Annotated in this window: 17 protein-coding genes; 14 read left to right on the plus strand and 3 right to left on the minus strand. The window is 62.6% G+C overall.

What is annotated here, in order from left to right; translation table 11 throughout:
- Window positions 1-25: 25 nt before the first annotated feature.
- From IFO71_RS06885 to IFO71_RS06900, 4 genes are all read left to right on the plus strand, one after another.
- On the plus strand, window positions 26-955 hold the full coding sequence (locus tag IFO71_RS06885; protein WP_192028809.1) for a M23 family metallopeptidase: 930 nt from the start codon (window positions 26-28) through the stop codon (window positions 953-955).
- A 161-nt stretch (window positions 956-1116) separates the two neighbouring features.
- On the plus strand, window positions 1117-3846 hold the full coding sequence (gene secA / locus IFO71_RS06890) for a preprotein translocase subunit SecA (RefSeq protein ID WP_192028810.1): 2730 nt from the start codon (window positions 1117-1119) through the stop codon (window positions 3844-3846).
- Window positions 3847-3899: 53 nt separating this feature from the next.
- Window positions 3900-4853 (plus strand): Nudix family hydrolase, encoded by a 954-nt coding sequence (locus IFO71_RS06895; protein ID WP_192028811.1) that lies wholly within the window; start codon window positions 3900-3902, stop codon window positions 4851-4853.
- A 114-nt stretch (window positions 4854-4967) separates the two neighbouring features.
- On the plus strand, window positions 4968-6677 hold the full coding sequence (locus tag IFO71_RS06900; RefSeq protein ID WP_192028812.1) for an autotransporter domain-containing protein: 1710 nt from the start codon (window positions 4968-4970) through the stop codon (window positions 6675-6677).
- Window positions 6678-6796: 119 nt separating this feature from the next.
- Here the strand turns inward: IFO71_RS06900 and IFO71_RS06905 are convergent, their stop codons facing one another.
- Complete coding sequence (locus IFO71_RS06905) at window positions 6797-8476, minus strand: long-chain-fatty-acid--CoA ligase (protein WP_192028813.1); 1680 nt, start codon at window positions 8474-8476, stop codon at window positions 6797-6799.
- 218 nt (window positions 8477-8694) lie between these two features.
- Between IFO71_RS06905 and IFO71_RS06910 the strand changes: the two genes are divergently transcribed.
- The 6 genes from IFO71_RS06910 (at window position 8695) to hemC (ending at window position 16708) form a co-directional block, all read left to right on the plus strand.
- Window positions 8695-10530 (plus strand): ATP-binding protein, encoded by a 1836-nt coding sequence (locus tag IFO71_RS06910; RefSeq protein ID WP_192028814.1) that lies wholly within the window; start codon window positions 8695-8697, stop codon window positions 10528-10530.
- A gap of 17 nt (window positions 10531-10547) precedes the next feature.
- Window positions 10548-12755 (plus strand): GGDEF/EAL domain-containing response regulator, encoded by a 2208-nt coding sequence (locus tag IFO71_RS06915; RefSeq protein ID WP_192028815.1) that lies wholly within the window; start codon window positions 10548-10550, stop codon window positions 12753-12755.
- A 193-nt stretch (window positions 12756-12948) separates the two neighbouring features.
- Entirely contained in the window at window positions 12949-13641 is a 693-nt protein-coding gene (locus tag IFO71_RS06920) for a TorF family putative porin (RefSeq protein WP_192028816.1), read from the plus strand.
- 163 nt (window positions 13642-13804) lie between these two features.
- Complete coding sequence (locus IFO71_RS06925; RefSeq protein WP_192028817.1) at window positions 13805-14857, plus strand: sensor histidine kinase; 1053 nt, start codon at window positions 13805-13807, stop codon at window positions 14855-14857.
- A gap of 199 nt (window positions 14858-15056) precedes the next feature.
- Complete coding sequence (locus IFO71_RS06930; protein WP_192028818.1) at window positions 15057-15791, plus strand: LytR/AlgR family response regulator transcription factor; 735 nt, start codon at window positions 15057-15059, stop codon at window positions 15789-15791.
- Window positions 15788-16708, plus strand: a complete 921-nt coding sequence (gene hemC, locus IFO71_RS06935; protein ID WP_192028819.1) for a hydroxymethylbilane synthase — start codon at window positions 15788-15790, stop codon at window positions 16706-16708. The genes IFO71_RS06930 and hemC overlap by 4 nt, the downstream gene beginning before the upstream one ends.
- Before the next feature lie 12 nt (window positions 16709-16720).
- On the opposite strand, the gene IFO71_RS06940 is transcribed toward hemC, so the two are convergent.
- Together IFO71_RS06940 and IFO71_RS06945 are read right to left on the minus strand one after the other, a co-directional pair.
- Window positions 16721-17473 carry a DUF481 domain-containing protein gene (locus tag IFO71_RS06940; protein WP_192028820.1) on the minus strand — a complete coding sequence of 251 codons (753 nt, stop codon included), beginning with the start codon at window positions 17471-17473 and terminating at the stop codon, window positions 16721-16723.
- 169 nt (window positions 17474-17642) lie between these two features.
- Window positions 17643-19409 (minus strand): SLC13 family permease, encoded by a 1767-nt coding sequence (locus IFO71_RS06945; protein WP_192028821.1) that lies wholly within the window; start codon window positions 19407-19409, stop codon window positions 17643-17645.
- Between the two features lie 307 nt (window positions 19410-19716).
- Between IFO71_RS06945 and IFO71_RS06950 the strand changes: the two genes are divergently transcribed.
- The 4 genes from IFO71_RS06950 (at window position 19717) to mltB (ending at window position 23196) form a co-directional block, all read left to right on the plus strand.
- Window positions 19717-20688, plus strand: coding sequence for a helix-turn-helix transcriptional regulator (locus IFO71_RS06950; RefSeq protein WP_192028853.1), 972 nt, complete (start codon window positions 19717-19719; stop codon window positions 20686-20688).
- Entirely contained in the window at window positions 20685-21641 is a 957-nt protein-coding gene (locus tag IFO71_RS06955; RefSeq protein ID WP_192028822.1) for a patatin-like phospholipase family protein, read from the plus strand. The genes IFO71_RS06950 and IFO71_RS06955 overlap by 4 nt, the downstream gene beginning before the upstream one ends.
- Before the next feature lie 111 nt (window positions 21642-21752).
- Window positions 21753-22133: a hypothetical protein gene (locus IFO71_RS06960; protein WP_192028823.1), complete on the plus strand. Its 381-nt coding sequence runs from the start codon at window positions 21753-21755 to the stop codon at window positions 22131-22133.
- 67 nt (window positions 22134-22200) lie between these two features.
- On the plus strand, window positions 22201-23196 hold the full coding sequence (gene mltB / locus IFO71_RS06965) for a lytic murein transglycosylase B (RefSeq protein WP_192028824.1): 996 nt from the start codon (window positions 22201-22203) through the stop codon (window positions 23194-23196).
- The last annotated feature ends 3 nt before the right edge of the window (window positions 23197-23199 follow it).

The raw sequence follows: 23199 nt of genomic DNA on the forward strand, positions 1-23199 counted from the left end.
GGGCTAACGACAGGATGGCCGGTTGATGAATGTCATTATCGTAGCTAAATCGCTGCGAACACCGCGCAAACTCTCGCTGACGGATCCGCGAGTGCTAGCTGCTACGTTCGGTTTCGTGGTGTTCTTGGTGGGGATTGGCGTTGGCGTGGGCTTCTGGCTGCGCGACGGGCGCGCCAGCGCCCTGCAGGAAGTAGCGGCGATGCGTGACCAGTTGAATGGTCAGGCCCAGGATCTGGATCGCGCCAAACAGCAGGTTGACATGGAGCTGAACGCATTCGGTGTCCGCCTCGGTGAGCTGCAGGCGCAAGCGACCCGTCTCAACGCGCTCGGCGACCGTCTGACTCGACTGGCTCAGCTTGAGGATGGCGAGTTCGATTTCGGTGTGCTGCCTGCCATGGGCGGACCGGAAGCGCTGGATATCATGGGGGCGCCGGCCGACCGCAGTGTGCGCGCCTCGCTGGAAGCGCTGTCGGTCAAGCTGGAATCGCAGTCGCGCCAACTCGATGTGCTGGAAACCTTGTTGCTCGACCGTGACGTTGAAACGGCCCATTTGCCGGCGGGTCTTCCGATTCGCGCCGGTTATGCCTCGTCGGGCTTCGGCATGCGCAGCGATCCGTTTACTGCCCGCAGCGAATTTCACCGTGGCATGGATTTCAACGGTGCCCATGGTTCCGAAATCCTGGCCGTCGCCGATGGCGTGGTCACCTTCTCGGGCCGTTACGCCGGTTACGGCAATATGGTCGATATCGACCATGGCAATGGCTATATGACCCGCTACGCCCACAACGACAAGAATCTGGTCGAGCCGGGTACCCGCGTTCGCGCCGGCGATGTGGTCGCCAAAATGGGCAAGACCGGCCGCGCCACTGGGGTGCACGTGCATTTCGAGGTCTGGTTGAACGACCGCCCGGTCAACCCAGCGTCCTATCTGAAGAACGCCAAAGCGCGCGGCTGAGCCGCGGTCTTTGCCGACCTGGCGGCGCCCGGCGCCGCCCGCCGAACGGGGCTTGATTCGCTCCGATCGCGCCCCAAGGTTACAATGCACAGCTGGCCGCCTTGGGCGGCCTTTTCGCTTGTCTCGCAATCGGCGCCCCACGGGCGACTCGGAATCCCCTCATGCTCAACAAAGTTCTCACCAGTATTTTTGGCAGTCGCAACGAGCGCCAGCTGAAACAGTTGTCCAAGACCGTCGCTCGCATCAATGGGCTGGAGGCGGAGCTCAGCCAGCTGAGCGACGAGGCGCTGAAAGCCAAGACCGGTGAGTTCAAGCAACGCCATGCCGACGGCGAATCGCTCGATGCCTTGCTGCCCGAGGCGTTTGCCACCATGCGCGAGGCGGCCAAGCGCGTGCTTGGCATGCGTCATTACGATGTGCAGCTGATCGGCGGCATGGTGCTGCACAGCGGCAAGATTGCCGAAATGCGTACCGGTGAAGGCAAGACCCTGGTGGCCACCCTGCCGGTGTATCTGAACGCCATCGCCGGTAAGGGCGTGCATGTAGTGACGGTGAACGACTATCTGGCCAAGCGCGATAGTGCCTGGATGGGCAAGGTATACAGCTGGCTTGGTCTGAGCGTTGGCGTGGTCTACCCCGGCATGCCGCATGGCGAGAAAAAAGGCGCCTACGCCGCTGACATCACCTACGGCACCAACAACGAGTTTGGTTTTGACTATCTGCGCGACAACATGGCGTTGGCCAAGGATGACCGCTTCCAGCGCGGACTTAACTTTGCCATCGTCGACGAAGTCGACTCGATCCTGATCGACGAAGCGCGCACGCCGTTGATCATTTCCGGTCCGGCTGATGAGTCTCCGGAGCTGTACATCCGGGTCAATCGAATCGTTCCCAAGTTGACCCGGCAGGCCACCGAAGAGGGCGAAGGCGACTTCTTCGTCGATGAGAAAGGCAAACAGGTGCATCTGTCCGAGCAGGGCATGGTGCATGTCGAAGAGCTGCTGCGCGGTGCCGGCATCATCGGTGAAGACGATGGTCTGTACGATGGTCAGCACATCGCCGTGGTTCATCACCTGAACGCAGCGCTGCGTGCGCACAACCTGTATCAGCGCGACGTCGATTACATCGTGCGCGACGGCGAGGTGGTGATCGTTGACGAGTTCACCGGCCGTACGCTGGCCGGTCGGCGTTGGTCCGATGGTCTGCATCAGGCGGTGGAAGCCAAGGAAGGCGTGCCGATCCAGCGCGAAAACCAGACTCTGGCCTCGATCACCTTCCAGAACTACTTCCGCATGTACAAGAAGCTGGCCGGCATGACCGGTACAGCCGATACTGAAGCCTACGAATTCCAGCAGATCTACGGCCTGGAAGTGACGGTGATTCCGACTCACCGACCGATGGTGCGCAAGGATCACCCCGATCTCGTCTTCCTCAAGCGGGAAGCCAAGTTCCGCGCCGTGGTCGATGATATTCGTGACTGCCACAAGCGCGGGCAGCCGGTGCTGGTGGGTACCACCTCGATCGAAATCTCCGAGCTGATTGCCACCATTCTGAAGAACGAAAAGATCGCGCACGAAGTGCTGAATGCCAAGCAGCATGAGCGCGAGGCGCACATCGTGGCGCAGGCCGGCCGTCCGGGTGCGGTCACCATTGCCACCAACATGGCCGGTCGCGGTACCGACATCGTGCTCGGCGGCAATCTGGAAGTAGCACTGGAAGCGCTGGGGCCCGAGGCAGATCCAAAGCAGGTCGAACAGATCAGGGCCGACTGGAACAAGACGCACGAGCAGGTGCTGGCCGCCGGTGGTCTGCACATCATCGGCACCGAGCGTCACGAAAGCCGCCGCATCGACAATCAGCTGCGTGGCCGTTCCGGTCGCCAGGGTGACCCCGGCTCGTCGCGCTTCTATCTGTCGCTGGAAGACAACCTGATGCGCATCTTCGCTGCCGACTGGGTGCAGAAGGCGATGGCCTTCCTCGGCATGAAGGAAGACGATGCAATCGAAGATCGTCTGGTTACCCGGCAAATCGAAAAGGCCCAGCGTAAGGTTGAGGCGCACAATTTCGACATGCGTAAGAACCTGCTCGATTTCGACGACGTGTCGAATGATCAGCGCAAGGTCATCTACGAGCAGCGCAATGACCTGCTGGAAGCTGAGGATGTGCACGCCACCATCAGTGCCATCTGCCAGGACGTGATGATCGAGACGGCGCAGCGCTTTGTGCCCCCGGGCTCGGTCGACGAGCAATGGGATGTCGACGGCCTGCAGCGCGAACTGGAGTCGGAGTTCGGCCTGCACGTGGATATAAAGCAGATGATCGCGGACAACCATGAGCTGACCGCAGAACAGATTGCCGACAACATCGCCGAGCTGGGCGCCTCGGTGTTCAAGGCCAAGGAAGAGCAGATCGGCGGCGAGATGATGCGCCAGCTGGAGCGGCACCTGATGTTGCACGTGCTGGATCAGAGCTGGAAAGAGCATCTGGCGCGTATGGACTATCTGCGACAGGGCATCTATCTGCGCGGCTATGCGCAAAAGCAGCCGAAGCAGGAGTACAAGCGCGAGAGTTTCGAGCTGTTTGCCGAGATGCTCGACAAGGTGAAGCGTGAGGTGGTGATCATGCTGGCCCGGGTACGGGTCCGCAGTGAAGAGGAAGTGGCGCGACTGGAGGAAGAGGAGCGTCGCCGCCAGCTTGCACGTGCCCAGAACATGCAGTTCCAGCACCAGGATGCCGGTGGCTACAGTGCTGACGAAGAGGCCGCACAGGTGGCGGCAGCGCAGGGCGGAGCACAGCCGGTGACCCGCGATATGCCGAAAGTCGGCCGCAACGAACCCTGCCCCTGCGGCAGCGGCAAGAAGTTCAAGCACTGCCACGGTCAGCTGGGTTGAGTCGAGCGCGAACGAGCACCGGCTGGTTCGCTGCCCTGAGATGAGGTTTGATTGTGAACGCGCCACTGACTGCAAGCCGCTTGTCAGTGGTCGCCGCGGCACTCACCGATGCCGATGGACGGGTGCTGCTTGCACAACGGCCGTCTACCCATCATCACGCCGGCCTGTGGGAGTTTCCCGGCGGCAAGCGCGAACAGCATGAGTCGCCCCTGCAGGCCCTGCGTCGCGAGCTGCATGAGGAACTGGGCATCGAGGTGCAGTCGGCCGAGCCGCTGATTTGCATCCCGTTCGATCTAGGCCAACGGCCGATCGAGCTTGACGTTTACCAGGTGAGCCGATTTGCCGGTGTTCCCGTCGCGCTGGAGCATCAGGCCTTGCACTGGGTCGAGCGGCGGGCGTTGGCCCAGTACCCGCTGCCACAGGCCGATCGCCCTGCGGCGGCTGCCTTGAGTCGGCCTGATCGCATGGCGGTGACCCCGGAAGGAATCGCTGCGCCCTCGGTCGCTGAAGGCGTGATTGGCCTGCTGCGGGCCGGTCATCGCTTGATTCAGTTGCGTTGCCCGCAGCTCGATGCATCGGCACAGCGAGAACTGGCTGCCGCCTTGCTACCTGACGTTCGCAAGTTTGCTGCCGATCTGCTGCTGAATGGGGACATCGAGGGAGCCGAACGACTGGGCTGCGGACTGCATCTGCGCTCGGCGCAACTGCAGCAGACCCGACCACGACTGGCGTCCGGACAGATCTTGTCCGCTGCCTGTCATGATCTTGCCGATCTCGCTCGGGCCGAGGCCCTGCGGGTGGATTGCGTGGTGTTGGGTGCGGTGATGTCGACCGCCACTCATCCAGGCCGCGCCGCCCTGGGCTGGGCCGGATTCGCCCAGCTGCGCGCCTGTTCCAGCCTTCCAATCTATGCCATCGGCGGCCTCTGCGCCGATGATCTGACCACGGCCCGTCGCCATGGCGCGCAGGGGGTTGCCGCGATTCGCGCATTCTGGCCGCTGCCATGAAAGCGGTGATACCTGAGCCCGCCGTTTCACCCACGGTCCGCGGGCTTGGGGGATCGGCCGGAACGGCGTAGGATCGAGCTTCGCACCCTCGGGGGAGGGTTGGGAGAACGCACGATGCAGACGCCGTTTTGCGCCCTGGCGCGCAGTGTGGTGATACTCCTGCTGGCTGGCTTGCCGGCGATCGGGCTCGCTCAGACCACGCCGCGGCCGGTACTCAGCCTGGCGGTCGATCGTGGCGTCGCAGAAGAGGGCAGCACGCGCCCGGTGCGCGTCGATCTGTCGCTCGATCAGCCGGCGCCTTCCGGCGGCGTCTGTATCGACGTCGATCTGGCGGGCGGCAGCGCCCGGCCCGGTGAGGATTTCGTACTTAACAGTCAGATACCCAGAATTCCGGAGGGTGCGCGGAACGCCTTTGTCGAGATTCGGATCATTGACGACAACGTGGCCGAGCAGGACGAAACCCTGCGTATTCGAATCGCCCAGTCCGACTGTTATGAGGTCGGCATGCCAGGCGAATTCACCTTGCTGATCCGCGACGATGATGATGATCCGGGGGCCTTGGCCGATCGTATGCGCGCGCTGCTCGATTCCGTCGGGGATCCGTTGCTGGCCTCGCAAATCGATTCGCTGGGCCGACTGTGTGCCACCGATCGCCCACCGCCGGGCAGCGAACTGGATCGGCGTTGCCAGCTGCTGCGTCTGGCACTGCGCGACCCGTCGGCGGCGCAGCAATTGATTGCCAGTCTGCGCGGCGTGGTCAGCGAAGAGTTCTCCAGTCAGCGCCGTGGCTTCCGCATGTTGGCCGGCACCCAGCTTGGTGCGGTGGGGCGGCGTCTGGAGGCAGTGCGTAGCGGCGGCGGTGCTGGACTGGCCTTGGTCGACTCCGGTCTGCAGACCCGCCACGGCTTCCTGCCGCTGGCTGCGGCCGCCGAAGATGATGAACTGCTCGGTCGCGGTATCGGCGTCTTTGCCAGCATCATCGTGGGGCGCGGCGAGCGCGATTCAACCGATCTTGAAAGCGGCTACGGCAGCGATTCCGACACCCTGTTTGCCGGCGTCGACAAGCGTTTCGGCGCTCACTGGGTGGCCGGTCTGGCGTATTCGCGTACCGCCCTGGATATCGATCTGGAGGGCGACTCGGGTCAGCTGGAACTCGACCAGAATACCTTGGTCGCCTATCTCAGTCGTAGCTTCGAGCGCGGTTGGATCGATGGCAGCCTGGGCTTTGGACGGGGCGAGATCGTGCAGACGCGCGTCGCCAGCTTCTCAGGCAGCACCGACGAAGAGAACTTCGACAATCGCGACGTGCTGCGCGCCGCGCCCGACGTCGACCTGTTCACCGCTACCGTGTCGGGTGGCTATGACTGGCAGTATCGAAATGCCAGCTTCGGCCCGCGTCTGGCGATTGAGTATGCCGAGCTGGAAGTCGATCGTTTCGCCGAAACTGCGGTCGAGGGATCTGATGCATTCGCAGTGGAACTGGATGCTCAGGAGATCCAGTCCTTCATCGGTCGATTGGGATTCGGCGCGCAATGGGCCGTCTCAACCCGCAATGGCATCCTGCTGCCGCAGTTGGAAGCGTCCTGGGTGCACCAGTTTGAGGATACCTCGGAATCCCTGCGTGGGCGCTTCGTCAACGATCCGCAGTCGCTGGACTTTCTGCTGCCGACGTCGACCATTGACGCCGACTACGGCGAAGCATCGGCATCGCTGGCGATGCAGTTCACCGGCGGCTGGTCGGCGTTTCTCAGCTATCGACGGTTGTTCGGACTGGCCGATACCGAACAGGCGTACTGGAGTCTGGGTGCTCGGATTGAGTTTTAAGCCAGACGCCCAGGTGAAATGGCATGTATAGGGTGCGTCTTGGGCGCACCACCGTGCATCGGTCAAGATCGTAACGGTGCGCCCAAGACGCACCCTATGGCATCGCCAGCGGTCTCGAATTACCCTCGCTTCAACTCGGCATCACGCAACTCGCGGCGCAAGATCTTGCCGACATTGGTCTTTGGTAGCTCATCGCGAAATTCGATGTGCTTGGGCTTCTTGTAGCCGGTCAGGTGCTCGGCCAGATAGCTCTTGACCGTGTCGATGCTCAGGTTCGGGTCCTTCTTCACGACGAACAGTTTCACTGCCTCGCCGCATGATTTGTCGGGAATGCCGATCGCAGCCGCCTCCAGCACACCCGGGCAGCCGGCCGCTACCGCTTCGATCTCATTCGGGTACACATTGAAGCCCGAGACCAGGATCATGTCTTTCTTGCGGTCGACGATCTTCAGATAGCCGCGTTCGTCGATGACGCCGACGTCGCCAGTCTTGAAGAAGCCGTCGGCGGTCATCGAGTTGGCGGTTTCATCCGGTCGCTGCCAATAGCCGGCCATCATCTGCGGACTCTTCAGGGCAATTTCGCCCGGCTGACCGAACTCGACATCGTTGCCGTCATCGTCCAGCAAGCGCACCTCGGCGTTCGGCATGGGCATGCCGATGGTGCCGGTGTAGGTGTCGGAATCGGTCGGATTGCAGGTGATACCCGAGGAGGATTCGCTCAGGCCATAGCCCTCGACCACCGGGCAGCCGGTCAGCTCAAGCCAGCGCTTGGCCACCGGCTCTTGAATCGCCGTGCCGCCGCCGTTCGAGATCAGCAGCTCGGAGAAGTCCAGTTCGCTGGCCTTGGGGTGATTGGCGACCGCGTTGAACAGGGTGTTAACCGCCGGGAACACATTGATCTTGTAGGGCTTGATGGTGTCGATCAAGCCACCGATATCACGCGGATTCGGAATCAGTATGTTAAGCGCGCCGGTGCGCATGCCCAGCAGGCCGCAAGTGACAAAGGCAAACACATGATAGAGCGGCAAGGCGCAGACAATGGTCAGTTGGCCGCTCATCGGGCGTCGCTTCAGGCCAGGCTGCATCCAGGCTTCCGATGCCAGCAGCGCGGCAATCAATGAGCTGTGCAACAGGACGGCGCCCTTGGCGACGCCGGTGGTGCCTCCGGTGTACTGCAGCACCGCGATGTCGTCTGGCTTCAATTCAACTTTGCTGAGTGGCTGCCCGCTGCCTTGTGAAAGGGCCGAGCCGAAACGCACGTGACCGGGTATCGAATAAGCGGGCACCAGCTTCTTGATCCGTCGCACGGCAAAGTTGGTGATAGCCCCCTTGGGAAAGCCGAGCAGATCGCCGACGCCGGTCACCACTACCAGGTCCAGCGGCTGATCGGCTTTCTGCACGGTCTCGGCGAAGTTCTCCAGTACCACGATGGCGCGGGCTCCACTGTCCTGCAGCTGATGGCGCAGCTCACGTGCGGTATACAGTGGGTTGACGTTGACCAAGACCAGACCGGCGCGCAGTACCGCCGCGGCTACCACCGGATATTGCAGGACATTCGGCAACATCACCGCGACACGATCACCGCGTTGCAGGCCGCGACTTTGCAGGAAAGCGGCGAAACGGGTGGAAAGCTGGTCGAGCTGGTCGAAGCTCAGACGTCGTCCCATGCAGATGTAGGCAGGCTGATGGCGGTAGCGGTGAAAGCTTTCTTCGAGCAGTTCGACCACCGACCGGTACTGATCTTCCGCCACCGTGGCCGGTACGCCCGCCGGGTAATGCTTGAGCCAGATCTTTTCCACGGCTTCCCCCTGTTGGCTGATGCGCCGGGCCCAGCGACCCGGCGAGCAGTACCAAAACTACCGGTTGCCGTGGAATAGCGCCAGCGTTGGCGGGCGCCTGCCCCTGAGTGCCGACCTGTGGAACCTCTCAGCCTATGCGGGAGGTGCTGTTTGTCGCGCCGACTGCTACGCTCAACTATCGGTCTGATCGACGGCAGCCGATCACACGGAGCCCGGGTGTGCTGAGAATAAACAGCCTACGTGCAAAGTTTCTCTGGCTCACCTTGCCGGTCATGCTGCTGCTGGCGGCGGTCATTATCGGTGCGCTGGCGCGCCAACGGTCCAATGAGCTGAGTCAGCTGCATGCGGCCGAACTGCAGCAGTATCTGCTGAGTGATGCGCGCCTCTTGTCCCTGCCGCTGTGGAATCTCGACCTGGCCTCGGCTGAGGTGGTGCTGGAGCAGTCGCTGCGCGGCGGCCGGATCGAATGCGCGCAATTGACGCACGTGCTCGGGCGGGATCGTCCACTGCAGGCAGGAGACTGTGCCGGCGCCGATCTTGAGTGGGTCGAGGTGGATGTGGCCGGGCCCCCGGGCGAGACGCCAGTCGGTCGTCTGCATCTGGCGGTGGCCGAGCGACTGGGCACGTGGAGCCTGCTGCGTGAAATGGAGCCGCAGCTGTGGATGCTCGGCGGTCTGCTGATCGCTCTGATCGCCTGCGTGATGCTGGCGTTCCGCTGGCTGATCATCACCCCGCTGCGCCGTGCCGAGCATTCGGTGCGCGCCTATCGCGAGAGGCGCCAGTATCTTCCCGTCACGCATGCCGCGCACGACGAACTCGGGGCATTCATTCGCGAGTTCAATGCCGGTCTGGAGCGACAACAGACCGCCGAGCGCGACCTCAATGCACAACTGTTACTGCACTCCACTCTTAACGCATTGTTGCCGCTTCCGCTAGTGGTGGTCGATCCGCAGCAGCAGATTGCCGAGCGCAACTCGGCCTTCATTCAGACCTTCGGGCCGCGCGCCAGCTCACCTGGACAACGGCTGATCGAAAGTCTGTCCTGTCCGGCCTTGGCATCCTTGATGGCACCCAGTCACGAAGGCGCTGCAGAGGAAATTGAGATTACCCAGGGCGAGCGCTGTCGGGCCTTTATCGTGCACTCGGCACGCCTGCCGGCGGAATGCGGCGGCGGCTGGCTGCTGGTGTTTCAGGACATCAGCAGTCGCATCGAGAACAACCGTAGATTGGCCGCTGCCTATCAGGACACGCAGCGAGCGCTGGATGAGCTGCAGCACGCGCAGGACAGCCTGCTGCGTGCAGAGAAGCTGGCAGCACTCGGGCAGGTGGTGGCCGGTATTGCACATGAGGTGAACACGCCAGTGGGCAGTAGCCTGACGGTGGCCAGCGCGCTATCCGACAAATTGATCGATTTTCGTCAGGCCTTGCATGAAGGCGGCCTGCGCCGCTCTACCTTGGATCGCTTCGTTGCCGAGGTGGATGAAGGCTGTCAACTGATGCTGAAGGGATTGCAACGCGCAGCGGCTCAGATCGCCCGCTTCAAACAGGTCGCCGCTGATCAGACCTCGTCGCAGCGGCGCGAGTTTGACTTGCAGGAAACGATCGAAGAAGTGATCAGCGTGCTGCGGCCCAGTCTGCGCCGAACCTCGATCCAGATTGAGTTGGCGATTCCCGCTGATATCGTGATGGACAGCTACCCCGGACCTCTTGGTGGCGTGGTCACCAACCTGTTCACCAACGCGGTCAATCACGCGTTCGAGGATCGCAGCCATGGATTGCTGCGCATCGAGGGTGGGCGCAGCGCTGAGGACAGCATTGAATTGCGCTTCATTGACGATGGCAACGGCATTCCGGAGCAGCATCAATCGCGAATCTTTGACCCATTCTTCACAACTAAGTTGGGCCGAGGGGGTACCGGACTGGGCCTGAATTTGGTCTACACTACGGTGACAACGGTGTTGGGCGGCACAATTGCGGTAAGCAGCGAACTTGGCAAGGGCAGCTGCTTTACCATCACCATACCGCGCGTGGCGCCGTTGCCGAGCTCGGACTAGAGGGGAACGTGGCGCCCATGCATGACGAGGATCTGCTGGAGTTTGCCGACGAAGTCGAAGTCGCTCCCGCGCGCCTGGCCGAAGCCGAGCCCTGGCCCATACTGATTGTTGACGACGACGAAGAGATTCATCGCGCCACGGTGTTTGCGCTGCGCGGCGTCACCTTGTTTGATCGACCGCTGGAGTTCGACTCGGCGATGACGGCCGAAGAGGCGCGGCAGAAGTTGCGCAACAAGCGCTACAGCTGTGTGCTGTTGGACGTGGTGATGGAAGCCGATGATGCCGGCCTCAGGCTGGTCGGGTTCATTCGTGAAACCCTGTGTGATGAAGCCGTGCGCATCGTACTGCGAACCGGACAGCCGGGTTATGCGCCTGAGCTTGAGGTGGTGCAGAAGTACGATATCAATGACTACAAGTCGAAGTCCGAGTTGACCTCGACCCGACTGATTACCGCGCTGGCATCGGCGCTGCGTTCCTATCAGCAGATCTGCACCATCGAGGCGAGTCGCCGCGGTCTGGAAGAGATTGTTGGCGCTGCGTCCAACCTGATGGCGGTGCAGGCGGTGGAGCGCTTCTCTGCCGGTGTGCTGATTCAGATCTGCTCGCTGCTGCATGTGCCGGAGGACGGCGTGCTGTGCGCGCAGTCAGGGGGCCTGCCGGAAGAGCCGGCCACGGTGGTCGCAGCCTCGGGACGATTCGCTGATTTCCGTGGTCGTGCCGTGGCTGAACTGGGCGTCAGTGTTCTGCACGACGATATAGAGAAGGTGCTGCGCGAGCAGCGCAATATGTTCGAGCCCGATCGCACCGTGCTCTACATCTGCTCGCCGCGCGGCGAGCGCCTGGCGGTGCATATCACCACCCGTCGTCCACTGAGCGAGCTCGATCGCAAACTGCTGGAGGTGTTCTCGATCAATATCGCTGTCGGTTTCGACAATGCGCATCTGTTCGAGGCGCTGGAGGACCTGGCCTACTGGGATCGTCTGACCCGCCTGCCCAATCGAGCTGCCTTCGAGCGCGAGATCGAACGTCGCGTCAGCGAGCACGATTCGTTTCATGTGGTGGTGGCCGACATCGACAACTTTCAGGCGGTCAACGATGGCCTGGGCCACGAGGTGGGCGACCACACCTTGCGCGCGGCTGGGCGAATCTTGCGCGAAGTATTTGGCACCGACTGCTTCCTGGCCCGCACCTCGGCTGACACCTTCGCCATGGTCTACCTCGGCGGCGGCAGTGAGCTGGAGTCCGACCTGCGCAACCTGTCCAAGCGACTCGAACACAATGTGAGTGTTGAGGGCAACGATATTCCGCTGACCTTGTCGGTGGGCGTGGCGATGTACCCCGATCATGGCGATCGCGCCAGCGCGGTGTTCCGCAATGCCGGCATCGCGCTGAAGCAGGCCAAGCAGGTCAGTCGCTCATCGTTCCAGTTCTTCGACAATCGCTTTGAGCGCGAGCTGCAGACCCGCCTGCAAACGATTCGTGAGCTGCGTTACTCGGTGGAGCGCAAGTGTCTGCGCTTGTACTACCAGCCGCAGGTGCGCTTGGCCTCGGGCGAAGTATTCGGCGTCGAAGCCCTGGTGCGCTGGCAGCGCACGCCGGGCGAACTGGTCTCGCCACTGCTGTTCATCCCGGCCGCCGAGGACTCGGGTCACATCGTCACCATCGGCGAATGGATCCTGCGCCAAAGCTGTATCCAGCAGCAGGTCTGGGCCAAGCGCTATGGCCGTGATCTGCGCATGGCAGTGAACGTGTCGATGCGGCAGCTGAAGGATCCGGATTTCCTCGGCATGGTGCGCGAGGTGGTGGCACAGACCTCGATCAATCCCCAGCATCTAGAGTTGGAAGTGACCGAAAGTCTGATGATGGAAGACACCCTTGGGCTCAGCGCGATTCTGCAGCAGGTGCGCGATATGGGCATTGGCGTGGCGATCGACGACTTCGGCACCGGCTATTCGTCCTTGAGTCACTTGCAGCGACTGCCGATCGACCGGCTGAAGATCGATCGTGCCTTCATCACAGGCCTGAACCAGAATGCCGAAGATCAGGTGATTGCTGCCCTGGTCATCAATATGGGGCATCTGCTGCATCTGCAGGTGATCGCCGAGGGCGTTGAGACCGCCGAGCAGCGCGATCGACTGCTGGCCATGGGCTGCGATGACGGGCAGGGATACTTCTTCGGCAAGCCGATGCCGGCTGACGAACTGGCGCGGCAATTGTTTGGATGAAATCCTTCCAGACTTGGTGCAAACTGCACCAGGCGGGGGATGTTTAACGAATTGCAAACGAGTTTGCGGCGGGCCAAGATCGATCCGCCGGTCCACCGATCCGTGTCCGTCGGGGGTAGGGAGCAGGCCACCGAGCCGGGCGGATACAGGCACCACCCAACTTAAACTGCCAGTCCAACCGTTAGGGGGAAGTATGCGCAAGACCCTTTTGTTTCTCGCCCTTGCAGGCTTTGCCGGCAGCGCATCTGCTGGTTCTTTGACCTCCACCGTGACTGTCGCCTCTGACTACCTGTTTGATGGTGTCAGCCAAACGCAAGGTGATGACAACGGCGACTTCAATCCCGCCTTGCAGGTCAGTCTCGACTATGCCTGGGACAATGGATTGTATGTCGGTACCTGGGCCTCCAATGTCGATTTCGGCGATGACGATCCTGCAGACCTGGAGGTCGATTTCTACGGCGGCTACGCCGCTGAAACCGAAAGTGGCTTCGGCTGGAATGTCGGCTTTGCCCACTACACCTATGCCGGTGCGCCGTCCGAGGGCTATGACTACACCGAGTTCACCGTCGGCGTCACGCTGACCTCGGGTACCGAGCTCTCGCTGTGGTATACCGATGACGATGACGTCTTCGCCGGCCAGGCCTATCGGGTGAAAGGCAAGCACAGCTTCGACCTGGGCAACGACTGGTCGCTGGATCTTGAAGGCACCTACACCGACAAGACCGATCTTGACGAGGATTTCTTCCACGGCCAGATTGGTGTTTCTCATCCGCTGGGGCCGTTCAGTGCCTATCTCGGCTACTCCGATACCGACCTCGACGATACGCCGCAGGCCGACGGTCGATTCCTGTTCACCCTGTCTGCAGACGTGACCTGGTTCGAATAGTCCGAACTGGGGCTCGCCGTTGATCGCACGCCCGGCCTCGCGCCGGGCGTGCTGCGTCTGGCGCCAGTATTCTCGCCCCGACTGAGCACCGCTGATCGCGGCTGTGCTGCTGGCTGTCGTTGCCGACTGGCGCGAATCGAGCCGGCAGCGCACACTTCGCGCCATGCCTGCGAGATCGACCTTTCGTCCGCCTGATTTCTGTCGACTACCGCTGCTGTTCACCAGTCTGGTGGCGGCGCAACTGGTAGTGGTGGTGCTGGCCCTGGCACCACGGCGCTCCGACCCCTGGACCTTGGAAGAGTTCGTCGCTGCCAGTACCTGGGCACTGTGGTTGATGTTGTTGTCGATCCTGGTGCTGTGCAAGGCGCGACCCTGGTTGGCCAGACTATGGACCCCCTTGGGTGCCGGTCTGGCCTGGGCCCTGCCGGTGGGTTTGTCGGCTCTGGCCGCTTATCTGGTGTACCTGCTCGACCCGGTGTTTGGCTTTCATCTGGAGAAGTCCTTTCCTGGCGGTGGCGGCTTCGCCGGGCGGGTAAGCGCGGTGGCCGCGGTCCTGTCAGCGGCGCTGATGCGCTACTACTACGTGCAGGAGCAATGGCTGCAGAACGAACGCGCCCAGGCCCGGGCGGCGGTTGATGCCTTGCAGGCCCGTATCCGGCCGCACTTTCTGTTCAATAGCCTGAACAGCATCCTCAGCCTGCTGCGCCGCGACCCGGTCAGCGCCGAGTGGGCGATCGAGGATCTTTCCGACCTGTTCCGTGCGGCCCTCGGTGCCGGCCAGGGCACTGCCTCGCTGGAGGAAGAACTGTCGTTGTGTCGGCGCTATCTGGCAATCGAGCAATTGCGGCTCACCCACCGGCTGAAGGTCGAATGGCAGATCGACGCCGATGTGCCAATGGACATGCAGTTGCCGCGGCTGACCGTGCAGCCGCTGGTGGAGAACGCGGTACATCATGGTATTTCCAAACTGCCCGAGGGCGGACTGCTGCATATCGCGCTGTCGCTGAAGGGCAAGCAGTTGCAGGTGCACATTCAGAATCCGTTGCCGGACAAGCGCGAAGCCTCGACCGGCAGTCAGCACGCCGTGTCGAACATCGAGCAGCGACTGGCGTACCATTTTGCCGATCAGGCAGCATTGCGGCGTTATGAAGAATCCGGGAGCTATCATTGTGTCTTGCTGATTCCGCTGGTGAGCGAGTCGTCCGGCTCACGATGACTCGATTGCCAGGCAGCGTCGGGCCATGGTGCGGTTGCTCGCGAGTGACGCGGCGTTGGGCGGTCGGGTCAGGTGGCGAAGATGCCGGATTCGAGCTTGAACAGGACGTTCAAACTTCAAGTTGTCGGATCAATGGTGGCATTATCGGCACAGGTGTGGCTCCAGCCCGCGAGGGCCCGGCCGAGGGAGGACAGATTTCATGCGGGTGCTGATCGTTGATGATGAACCGCTGGCACGCGACCGCTTGGCCGATTTGCTGGCCGATCATCCCGAGATCGAACTGGTGGGGGAGGCGGAGAACGGCCGCGAAGCCTGCGAACGGGTCATGGCGGGCAATGTGGATCTGGTGCTGATGGATGTGTCGATGCCGGTGATGGACGGGCTGGAAGCTGCGCGGCATATGGCCACGCTCAATCCGGCCCCGGCCGTGGTGTTCTGCACCGCCTATGACGAGCACGCACTGGCCGCCTTTGATGCCGGCGCGGTCGACTACTTGATGAAACCGGTGCGCGCCGAGCGACTCAGCGAATCGCTCGGTCGGGCGCGTCGGTTGGCACCTGCCGCCCTGGATCAGTTGCAAAAGGCCGATGGTCAGGACAAGCGGCGCAGCCATCTGTGCGCCCGCCTGCGCGGCAGCATGCGCTTGATCCCGATTGAAGAGATCTATTACTTGCAGGCCGACGAGAAGTACGTGGTGATCCACCATGCCAATGGCGAGGATCTGATCGAAGATTCGCTGAAGTCGCTGGAATCTGAATTTGCCGACCGGTTTCTGCGCATTCATCGCAACTGCCTGGTGGCGATGGACGAACTACAGGAGTTGCGTCGTGGCCCAGATGGTCATACCCGGGCGCGGCTTCGCCATGTCAATGAGTTGCTCGATGTCAGTCGTCGCTGTCTGCCCCAGCTGCGCAAACGTGTGGTTGAGTTGTGAGGTCGCTGCGCATCGCAACGCGCAAGAGCGCCCTGGCGCTCTGGCAGACCGAACACGTGGCCGCGCGCCTGCGAGCGATCGAGCCGGGATTGCAGGTTGAGCTGGTCCCGCTGTCGACCCGCGGTGACGAGGTGCTGGATCGATCGCTGGCCGCCATAGGCGGCAAGGGCCTGTTCCTGAAGGAACTGGAACTGGCCATGGAGCGTGGCGAGGCCGACTGTGCGGTGCACTCGCTGAAGGATGTACCGATGGAGCTGGAACCGGGCTTCGAGATGCCCGCCATCCTGCAGCGCGCCAACCCCTTTGATGCCTGGGTCAGCGCGGAATTTGCTGACCTGCAGGCCTTGCCGGCCGGCGCCGTGGTCGGTAGTTCATCATTGCGTCGCCAGGCACAGCTGAAAGCCCGCCGCCCCGATGTCGAGGTGCGTGACCTGCGCGGCAACGTCAATACCCGGCTGGCCAAACTCGATGAAGGACAGTATCAGGCCATCGTTCTGGCCTGCGCCGGATTGCAGCGATTGGGGATGGATGAGCGCATCCGCCAGACCCTGGCCGCTCCCGACTGGCTGCCGGCGCCGGCGCAAGGGGCGATCGCCATCGAATGCCATCACAGCGCAGTCCGCTGGATCGACTTGTTAAGGGAGCTGGATCACGCCGAGACCCGGCTGCAGGTCAGCGCTGAGCGAGCCATGAACCGCCGCCTGCACGGCAGCTGCCAGGTGCCGGTGGCGGCCTATGCCGAACGCGATGGCGAGCGTTTCATACTGCGTGGGCTGGTCGGCGATGCCGGTAGCGGCGAACTGGTCCGGGCCGCCGCCGGTGCCGTGGTCAAGGAGTTGACCCAGGCCGAGGCGCTTGGTGTCGAGGTCGCCGAGCACTTGTTGGCGCAGGGTGGCCGCCGATTGCTCGGCGGCTGATCTGCCGGTGCATTACTTGATGTTGTAGACCAGATTCACCGTGGTCAGGGTGTCGCTGCTCTGCACGCCGGGGTCGGTCTCGGAGTTGTAGCGCCATTGAATGCCGGCCTTCAGGGCAAAGCGGCTGTTGATGGCAACGCTGACACCGAGGTCGTTCTGGGCGAAGGTGTTGTCATCGCCGCTTTCCACCAGCAACAGATTGCCGATCGAGGTGGTTTCCGTCAGCTGGTGCTTGTAGTCGATCTGGCCGCGCAGAATCGCACCGGTCTCGGTTTCACCGCTGCTGGCCACCTTGGCGCGGCGATAGCCTGGACCGACTTCGGCCGACAGCTGGGTGGTCTCGTTGTCGATCGCCTGATAGCCGTAGCTCAGAGCAAATGTGGTCTGGTTCTCGTACGAGGCGAAGTCGTCCTGCTCGTAGCGCACTGCGCCAACCCAGTAGGCGCGCTGGTTCATCTTGATCGCGCTGGATGCGCCGAGCTCGTAGCGATTGGCGGTCAGGTCGAAACGCTCGTCCGGTACGCCATCGTTATCGAAATCACCCTTCACCTCGCCTTTCGAGCGCAACGCTGCCAGATGAAACTTGTGCTTCCAGCGCTCGTCTTCGTTCTCAAGATTGAGTTTGGTGTTAAGGTTCTCCGAGCGAGCATTGCCGCGGGCAACCGCAAGGCCGAGCTCGCCGGTGCCCGACCAACCACCCGTTTCTTCAGCCGCGCTGACGCCACCGGCCAGCAGGAGAGCAAAGGGAATCAAGGATATGCGCATAGGATTCTCTCAGTAGGACAATGGGAAAGGGCATCGCTACGCGCCGCTGAGGCAGCCGATGCCATGGCCCGCCGAGCGCGGAGCCGAACGGGCCGGAGGATACCCCGATACGGACTGCCTCAAGTGAACAAATGGTGGCCGAAAGGGCGCAACCAGGGCAGCACAGCGCTCAAAACGGGAAAATCTTCGGGATCAGCCACACCGCCAGACCCCAGAACAGCAGGTTCAGCGGCAGACCGATGCGCAGGAAGTCACTGAAGCGATAGCCGCCAACGTTGTAGACCATGGTGTTGGTCTGGTAGCCCACCGGCGTGGCAAAGCTGGTTGAGGCGGCGAATGCGACGGCGATCAGAAACGGTGTCGGGCTGACCCCTAGCGAGACTGCGCTGGCGAAGGCGATGGGTGCTAGCAGCACAGCGGCGGCGTTATTGCTCATCGCTTCGGTCAGCACCGCAGTCAGCAGGTAGATGCCGGCCAGCACGATCAGCGGATCCTCGCGACCCAGCACATCAAGCACTGCGCCGACCAGGATGCTGGCGGCACCACTTTGCTGCAATGCGATACCCAGCGGCAGGACGCCGGCCAATAGCATGATCACCCGCCAGTCAATTGCCTCGTAGGCGTCTTCCGGATCGATGCAACGCAGCAGCATCAGGGCCACGCAGCCAATCAGGGCGGACACCACGATCGGCATGTCGAGCAGGGCGGCGGCGCCGACCACCCCGGCCATCACCGCGATCGACCACCAGGCGCGGCGTGAGCTCGACGCTTCGTCCTCGCGCTCGGATAGAACGATCAGATTGGCATTGCTGCGCAGAAACGGCATTTCGCTGGCCGGCGCCAGCATCAGCAGAATGTCGCCCAGTTGCAGGCGCACGTCGCGCAGCTTGCTGCGGACGATGCCGCTGCGGCGCTGAATGGCCAGCACGCTGGCGTTGTAGTGCCATTGAAAATCGAGCTCGCCCAAGGAATGGCCGGCGAAGCGCGAACCCGGCGCCACCATGGTTTCGGTCAGCACCAACTCGCTGCTGGCAAAACTGGAATCGCGCAGCCTGAACTCAGGCTGCAGGTCGAGCTTGTACTCCTCGCGCATCTGGGTGAGGTTGGGCCAGTCGCCGCGTGCCAGCAGAGTGTCGCCTTCCTGCAGTTTCTGCGCCCGCGGAGACCAGACCTCCTCCTCGCCGCGCAGCAGCTCCAGCACATACACGCCGAAGCGCTCACCCAGCTTGGCGTCGGATACCGATTGTCCGATCAGTGGTGAGCCCTCCTGAACACGCAGTTCAGTGATGTACTTGGCCAGGCCATAGGTGTCGGTCAGCTCAGCCTGTCGGTGTGAGGGCAGCAGCCAGCGGCCAATCGTCATGATGTAGACGACGCCTGCAACCGCGCAGGCCAGGCCCAACGGCGCAAACTCGAACAGGGTGAATCCCGGATGCCCGAGGTCGTGCGCAATCGAATTGACCAGCAGGTTGGTGGAGGTGCCGATCAAGGTGCAGACGCCGCCCATCTGCGCGGCATAGGACATCGGAATCAGCACTTTCGAGGCTGAAAAGCGGTTGCGTGCCGCCACCATCAGTACCACCGGCAGGAATACCGCCACCGCAGCCGTGTTGTTGACGAAGGCCGACATCGCGGCCAGGCATAGCATGGTGACCAGGGTAAACATGGAGGCGTTCTGCAACCGCGACAGCAGCCGCGACACCACCCGCAAGGCGCCGTTGCGTGACAGGGCCGCACTGAGCACGAACATCGCCGCCACGGTGACCGTGGCCTCGCTGGCAAAGCCAGACAGCGCCTGCTCCGGTTTCACCAGGCCCAGCAGAAGCAGGGCGCTGAGCGAAAGCAGAGCGACCACATCCACCGGCAGCCGCTCGCTGACAAACAGCAGCACCGTTGCCAGCAACACTGTCAAGGTCAACAACGCTTCGATGGGCATGCCAACGTGACTCCATGTGGTCGAAGTTGTGGTCGAACTCGCACTCTTGTTGATCCAGTGTGATGGCGTTGAACATCCTGTTCAACTTCAGGTCACGCGGGTGCGCTGGCGTTGAACAGGCTAACGCCAGGCCGGCCCCGACTCGCGGACGCCTGTCAGGCTACGGCGTTTCCGAGCGCCAAGACTTCAATCCGCAGGTCCCAATATCGCTTTGTTGACTCAGTCCACCGGGTGCCGCCTCACTCTACACTGGCAACCGGGCGCGTGGCTGCGCAGAATGGCTGCAGATGAACTGGAGTCGGCGTGGATGGATCGCTACGAACGCATATTGTCTCTGCACCGCCTGCTGTCGGCGGCGCGCTACCCGGTGTCGCTGCAGCGCCTGATGGAAGAGCTGGAATGCTCGCGTGCCACGGTGTACCGCGATGTGGCCCACCTGCGCGACGCGCTGGGGGCGCCGATCGAGAAAAGCACTGAGCCCGAGGGGTTCTACTATCAGCACGATGGTGGGCAGCGCTTCGAACTGCCCGGGCTGTGGCTGACCTCGGACGAGCTACACGCCCTGCTGGCAGCGCATCAATTGTTGGCGCGAACCGGGCCCGGGGTGTTGTCCTCTGCCCTGGCACCGTTGAAATCGCGTATCGATGCCCTGCTGGCAGAGCAGGCCGGCGGCAAGCGTTTTCCGGTCGAGCGTGTGCGGGTGATCGGCGCGGCAACCCGCGATCTGGACGAGGCCGCTTTCCGCGCCATCGCCACCGGCGTGCTGGAGCGTCGGCGACTCAGCTTCGAGTACCGTGCGCGCTCGACCGACGCCAATAGCACGCGTCGCGTTTCGCCGCAGCGGCTTACCCATTATCGCGATAACTGGTATCTCGACGCTTTCGATCACGACCGCGAAGCACTGCGCAGCTTTGCCGTCGACCGCATGCGACAGCCACGCTGTGAGGAAGTGCCTGCGATCGATCTGGCTGAGGACGAACTTAACAGTCACTTTGCTAGCAGCTACGGCATCTTCTCCGGCGCCGCCAAGGGATGGGCGATGATTCGCTTCTCGCCCCATGCAGCACGCTGGGTGGCTGATGAACACTGGCATTCCAAGCAACAGGGTCAGCTGCTGGCCGATGGTAGCTATGAGTTGCGGCTGCCCTACTCCAATCCGAAGGAACTGCTCATGGATGTGATGCGCTACGGACCGGATGCCGAGATCGTCGAGCCGGCCAGCCTGCGCTCGGAGGCCAAGATCACCCTGCAGCTGGCGCTAGCCAACTACAGCGCATGAGCAAGTCGGCCAACACAACAGAGGACAAACCTACCGTCGCCTTGGTGCTGGGCTCCGGCGGTGCGCGCGGACTGGCCCATATCGGCGCAATCGAAGCGATCGAGGCGGCTGGGTATCGGATCAATTCGATTGCCGGCACCTCGATTGGCGCCTTGGTCGGCGGCATCCACGCGGCTGGCCGTCTCGCCGAATATCGCGACTGGGTCTGTGCGTTGGAACGGCGTGACGTGTTGCGTCTGCTCGATTTCGCCTTTGGGCACCCAGGCTTGATCAAGGGTGAACGGGTGATCGGTGCGATGAAGGAATTGGTCGGTGAGCACTGCATCGAAGAGTTGTCGATGCCATTCACCGCGGTGGCCACTGACCTGGAAGGTCAGCGCGAGGTGTGGATCACCGAAGGGCCGCTGTTTGACGCCATTCGGGCCTCGATCGCCATTCCGATGGTGTTTACCCCGCATACCCTGCACGGGCGGGAGTTGGTCGACGGCGGCCTGCTGGCGCCGATGCCGATCGCCGCAACGCGGCGCTATAAGGCTGATCTGGTAGTGGCGGTGGATGTCAATGATCGGGTGCCGGCTGCCCTGCGTGATCTACCGCACGCGGCAGAAGCGGCGCAGGCAACCGATCCGCTGTCGGCAGAGAACGGCGAGCCCGGCCTGAAGGAGCGTGTGGCTGCCTGGTTCGAGAGCCTGTTTCCGGACCGTCCGGCACAGCCGGCCCAGCCCGGACTGCTCGACCTGATGGCGCGCTCGCTGGATACCGTGCAGGCGCAGATTTCGCGCGTGCAGCTGGCCATGGATCCGCCGGACCTGTTGATCCGGGTGCCGCGGGATGCCTGCCTGTTCTATGAGTTCTGGCGGGCCGAGGAGCTTATTGTGATCGGCCGTGAGGCTGGCGAACGGGCGCTGGCACAGGCCAACGAGCGGAGTCGGAGCAGAAACGGTCGCAGTTGATTGTGCGCCGATCACGGTTGCCGCGACTGAGTCGCCCAGCAACGAGCGGTCGCAGTCGCTGAGACGAGTGCTCGCCAGTCTGGACCACACACCCCAGCTTAGGAGTTGGTCATGACGGTCCTGCACTGGCAATCCGCGTCGCACGATCCAGGCCCCGGCACACGCGAGTGGTATCTGACCGGGCCGCAGGCATTCGCCTGGCTGTGGCTGCTCAGCGGCACGCTGCTGCTTGCCCTAGCCAGTGACGCCGCCGACACGCAGGCCGCGCTGGCGGTGTATGGGCTTTGGATGCCTTTATTGACCCTGTTGGGTCTGCACGTAGGTGGCGGTAGGCGCAGGATGGCGCCCGCCGAGCCAGGTGCGCGACGCCGGCTGGTCATGCGCACGGCTGCGCTTACCCTGTCAGGGGCGTCCTTGCCGGCCGCCGGTCTGCGCGGGCGCCGCGGGCGCTCTCAAACGCTACGCCGACGGCGTAAGTCCGCGCCAGGCTGAACCGTTGTCGCGCGAGCTTGGTCCCTGGGCGTGTACACTTGCGCCGGTTTCCTAGCTCTGATCTGCAATGCCTGTGCTGACTTCAAAGCTGTTTTTCCTGCCGTTGCTGGCGCTTGGTGTGAATGCACCGGCGCTGGCAGATTCGTCCGATACCGTTGATCGCGCCGCCCTGGCTGCCGAACTTGCCGCTCAGAACGGCCTCAGCAGCGAGCAGATCCTGCCCCTGCTGAGCAAGGCCAAGTATCAGCAAAGCATCATCGATGCGATCACTCGCCCGGCCGAGGCCAAGCCCTGGTCCGCCTATCGCCCGATCTTCATGACCGAGGCGCGGATTCGCGACGGTCGCCGATTCCTGGCTGAGCACCAGCAGGCGCTGGCGGCGGTCGAAACCGAGACTGGCGTGCCCGCCGAACTTATCGCCGCGATCATCGGCGTCGAAACCAACTACGGCAAGATCACCGGCAGCTATCGGGTGCTCGACGCCCTGTATACGCTGGGCGCGCATTATCCGCCGCGGCAAACGTTCTTCCGCAGTGAGCTGGCGCACGTGTTTGTGTTGGCCAATGAAGAACAGCTGAGCCTGGACGAAATCAAGGGCAGCTACGCGGGCGCCATGGGTTGGGGCCAGTTCATGCCCTCCAGTTACCGGCACTATGCCAAGGATGGCGACGGCGATGGTCGTCGCGATCTTTTTGGTTCCCTGCCCGATATTTTCGCGTCGGTGGCGAATTACTTCGTAGCTCACGGCTGGCAAAGCGGTCAGCCAGTGGCCCTGCCGGCGCAGTGGCCAGGCGAACAGGCACCGCCGAAGTCATCCGGTTTGAAGCCGGAATTCACCGTTGCCGCTTTGCGTGATGCCGGCGTTGCCTGGCAGGGCGAGCTGTCGGATGAAATGCCGGCGACCGTGCTCACTCTGGACGGCAAGGACGGCCCCGAGTACTGGTTGACCTTTGACAACTTCTACGTGATTTCGCGGTACAACCGATCACCCTTGTATTCGATGGCGGTATTGCAGCTGGCCCAGGCCCTGGCCGATCAAGGTCAGCTGGCCCAGGTTCCCTGAGTC

This window comes from Pseudomarimonas arenosa (assembly GCF_014841215.1).
In the GTDB taxonomy this organism is placed as follows: domain Bacteria; phylum Pseudomonadota; class Gammaproteobacteria; order Xanthomonadales; family Xanthomonadaceae; genus Pseudomarimonas; species Pseudomarimonas arenosa.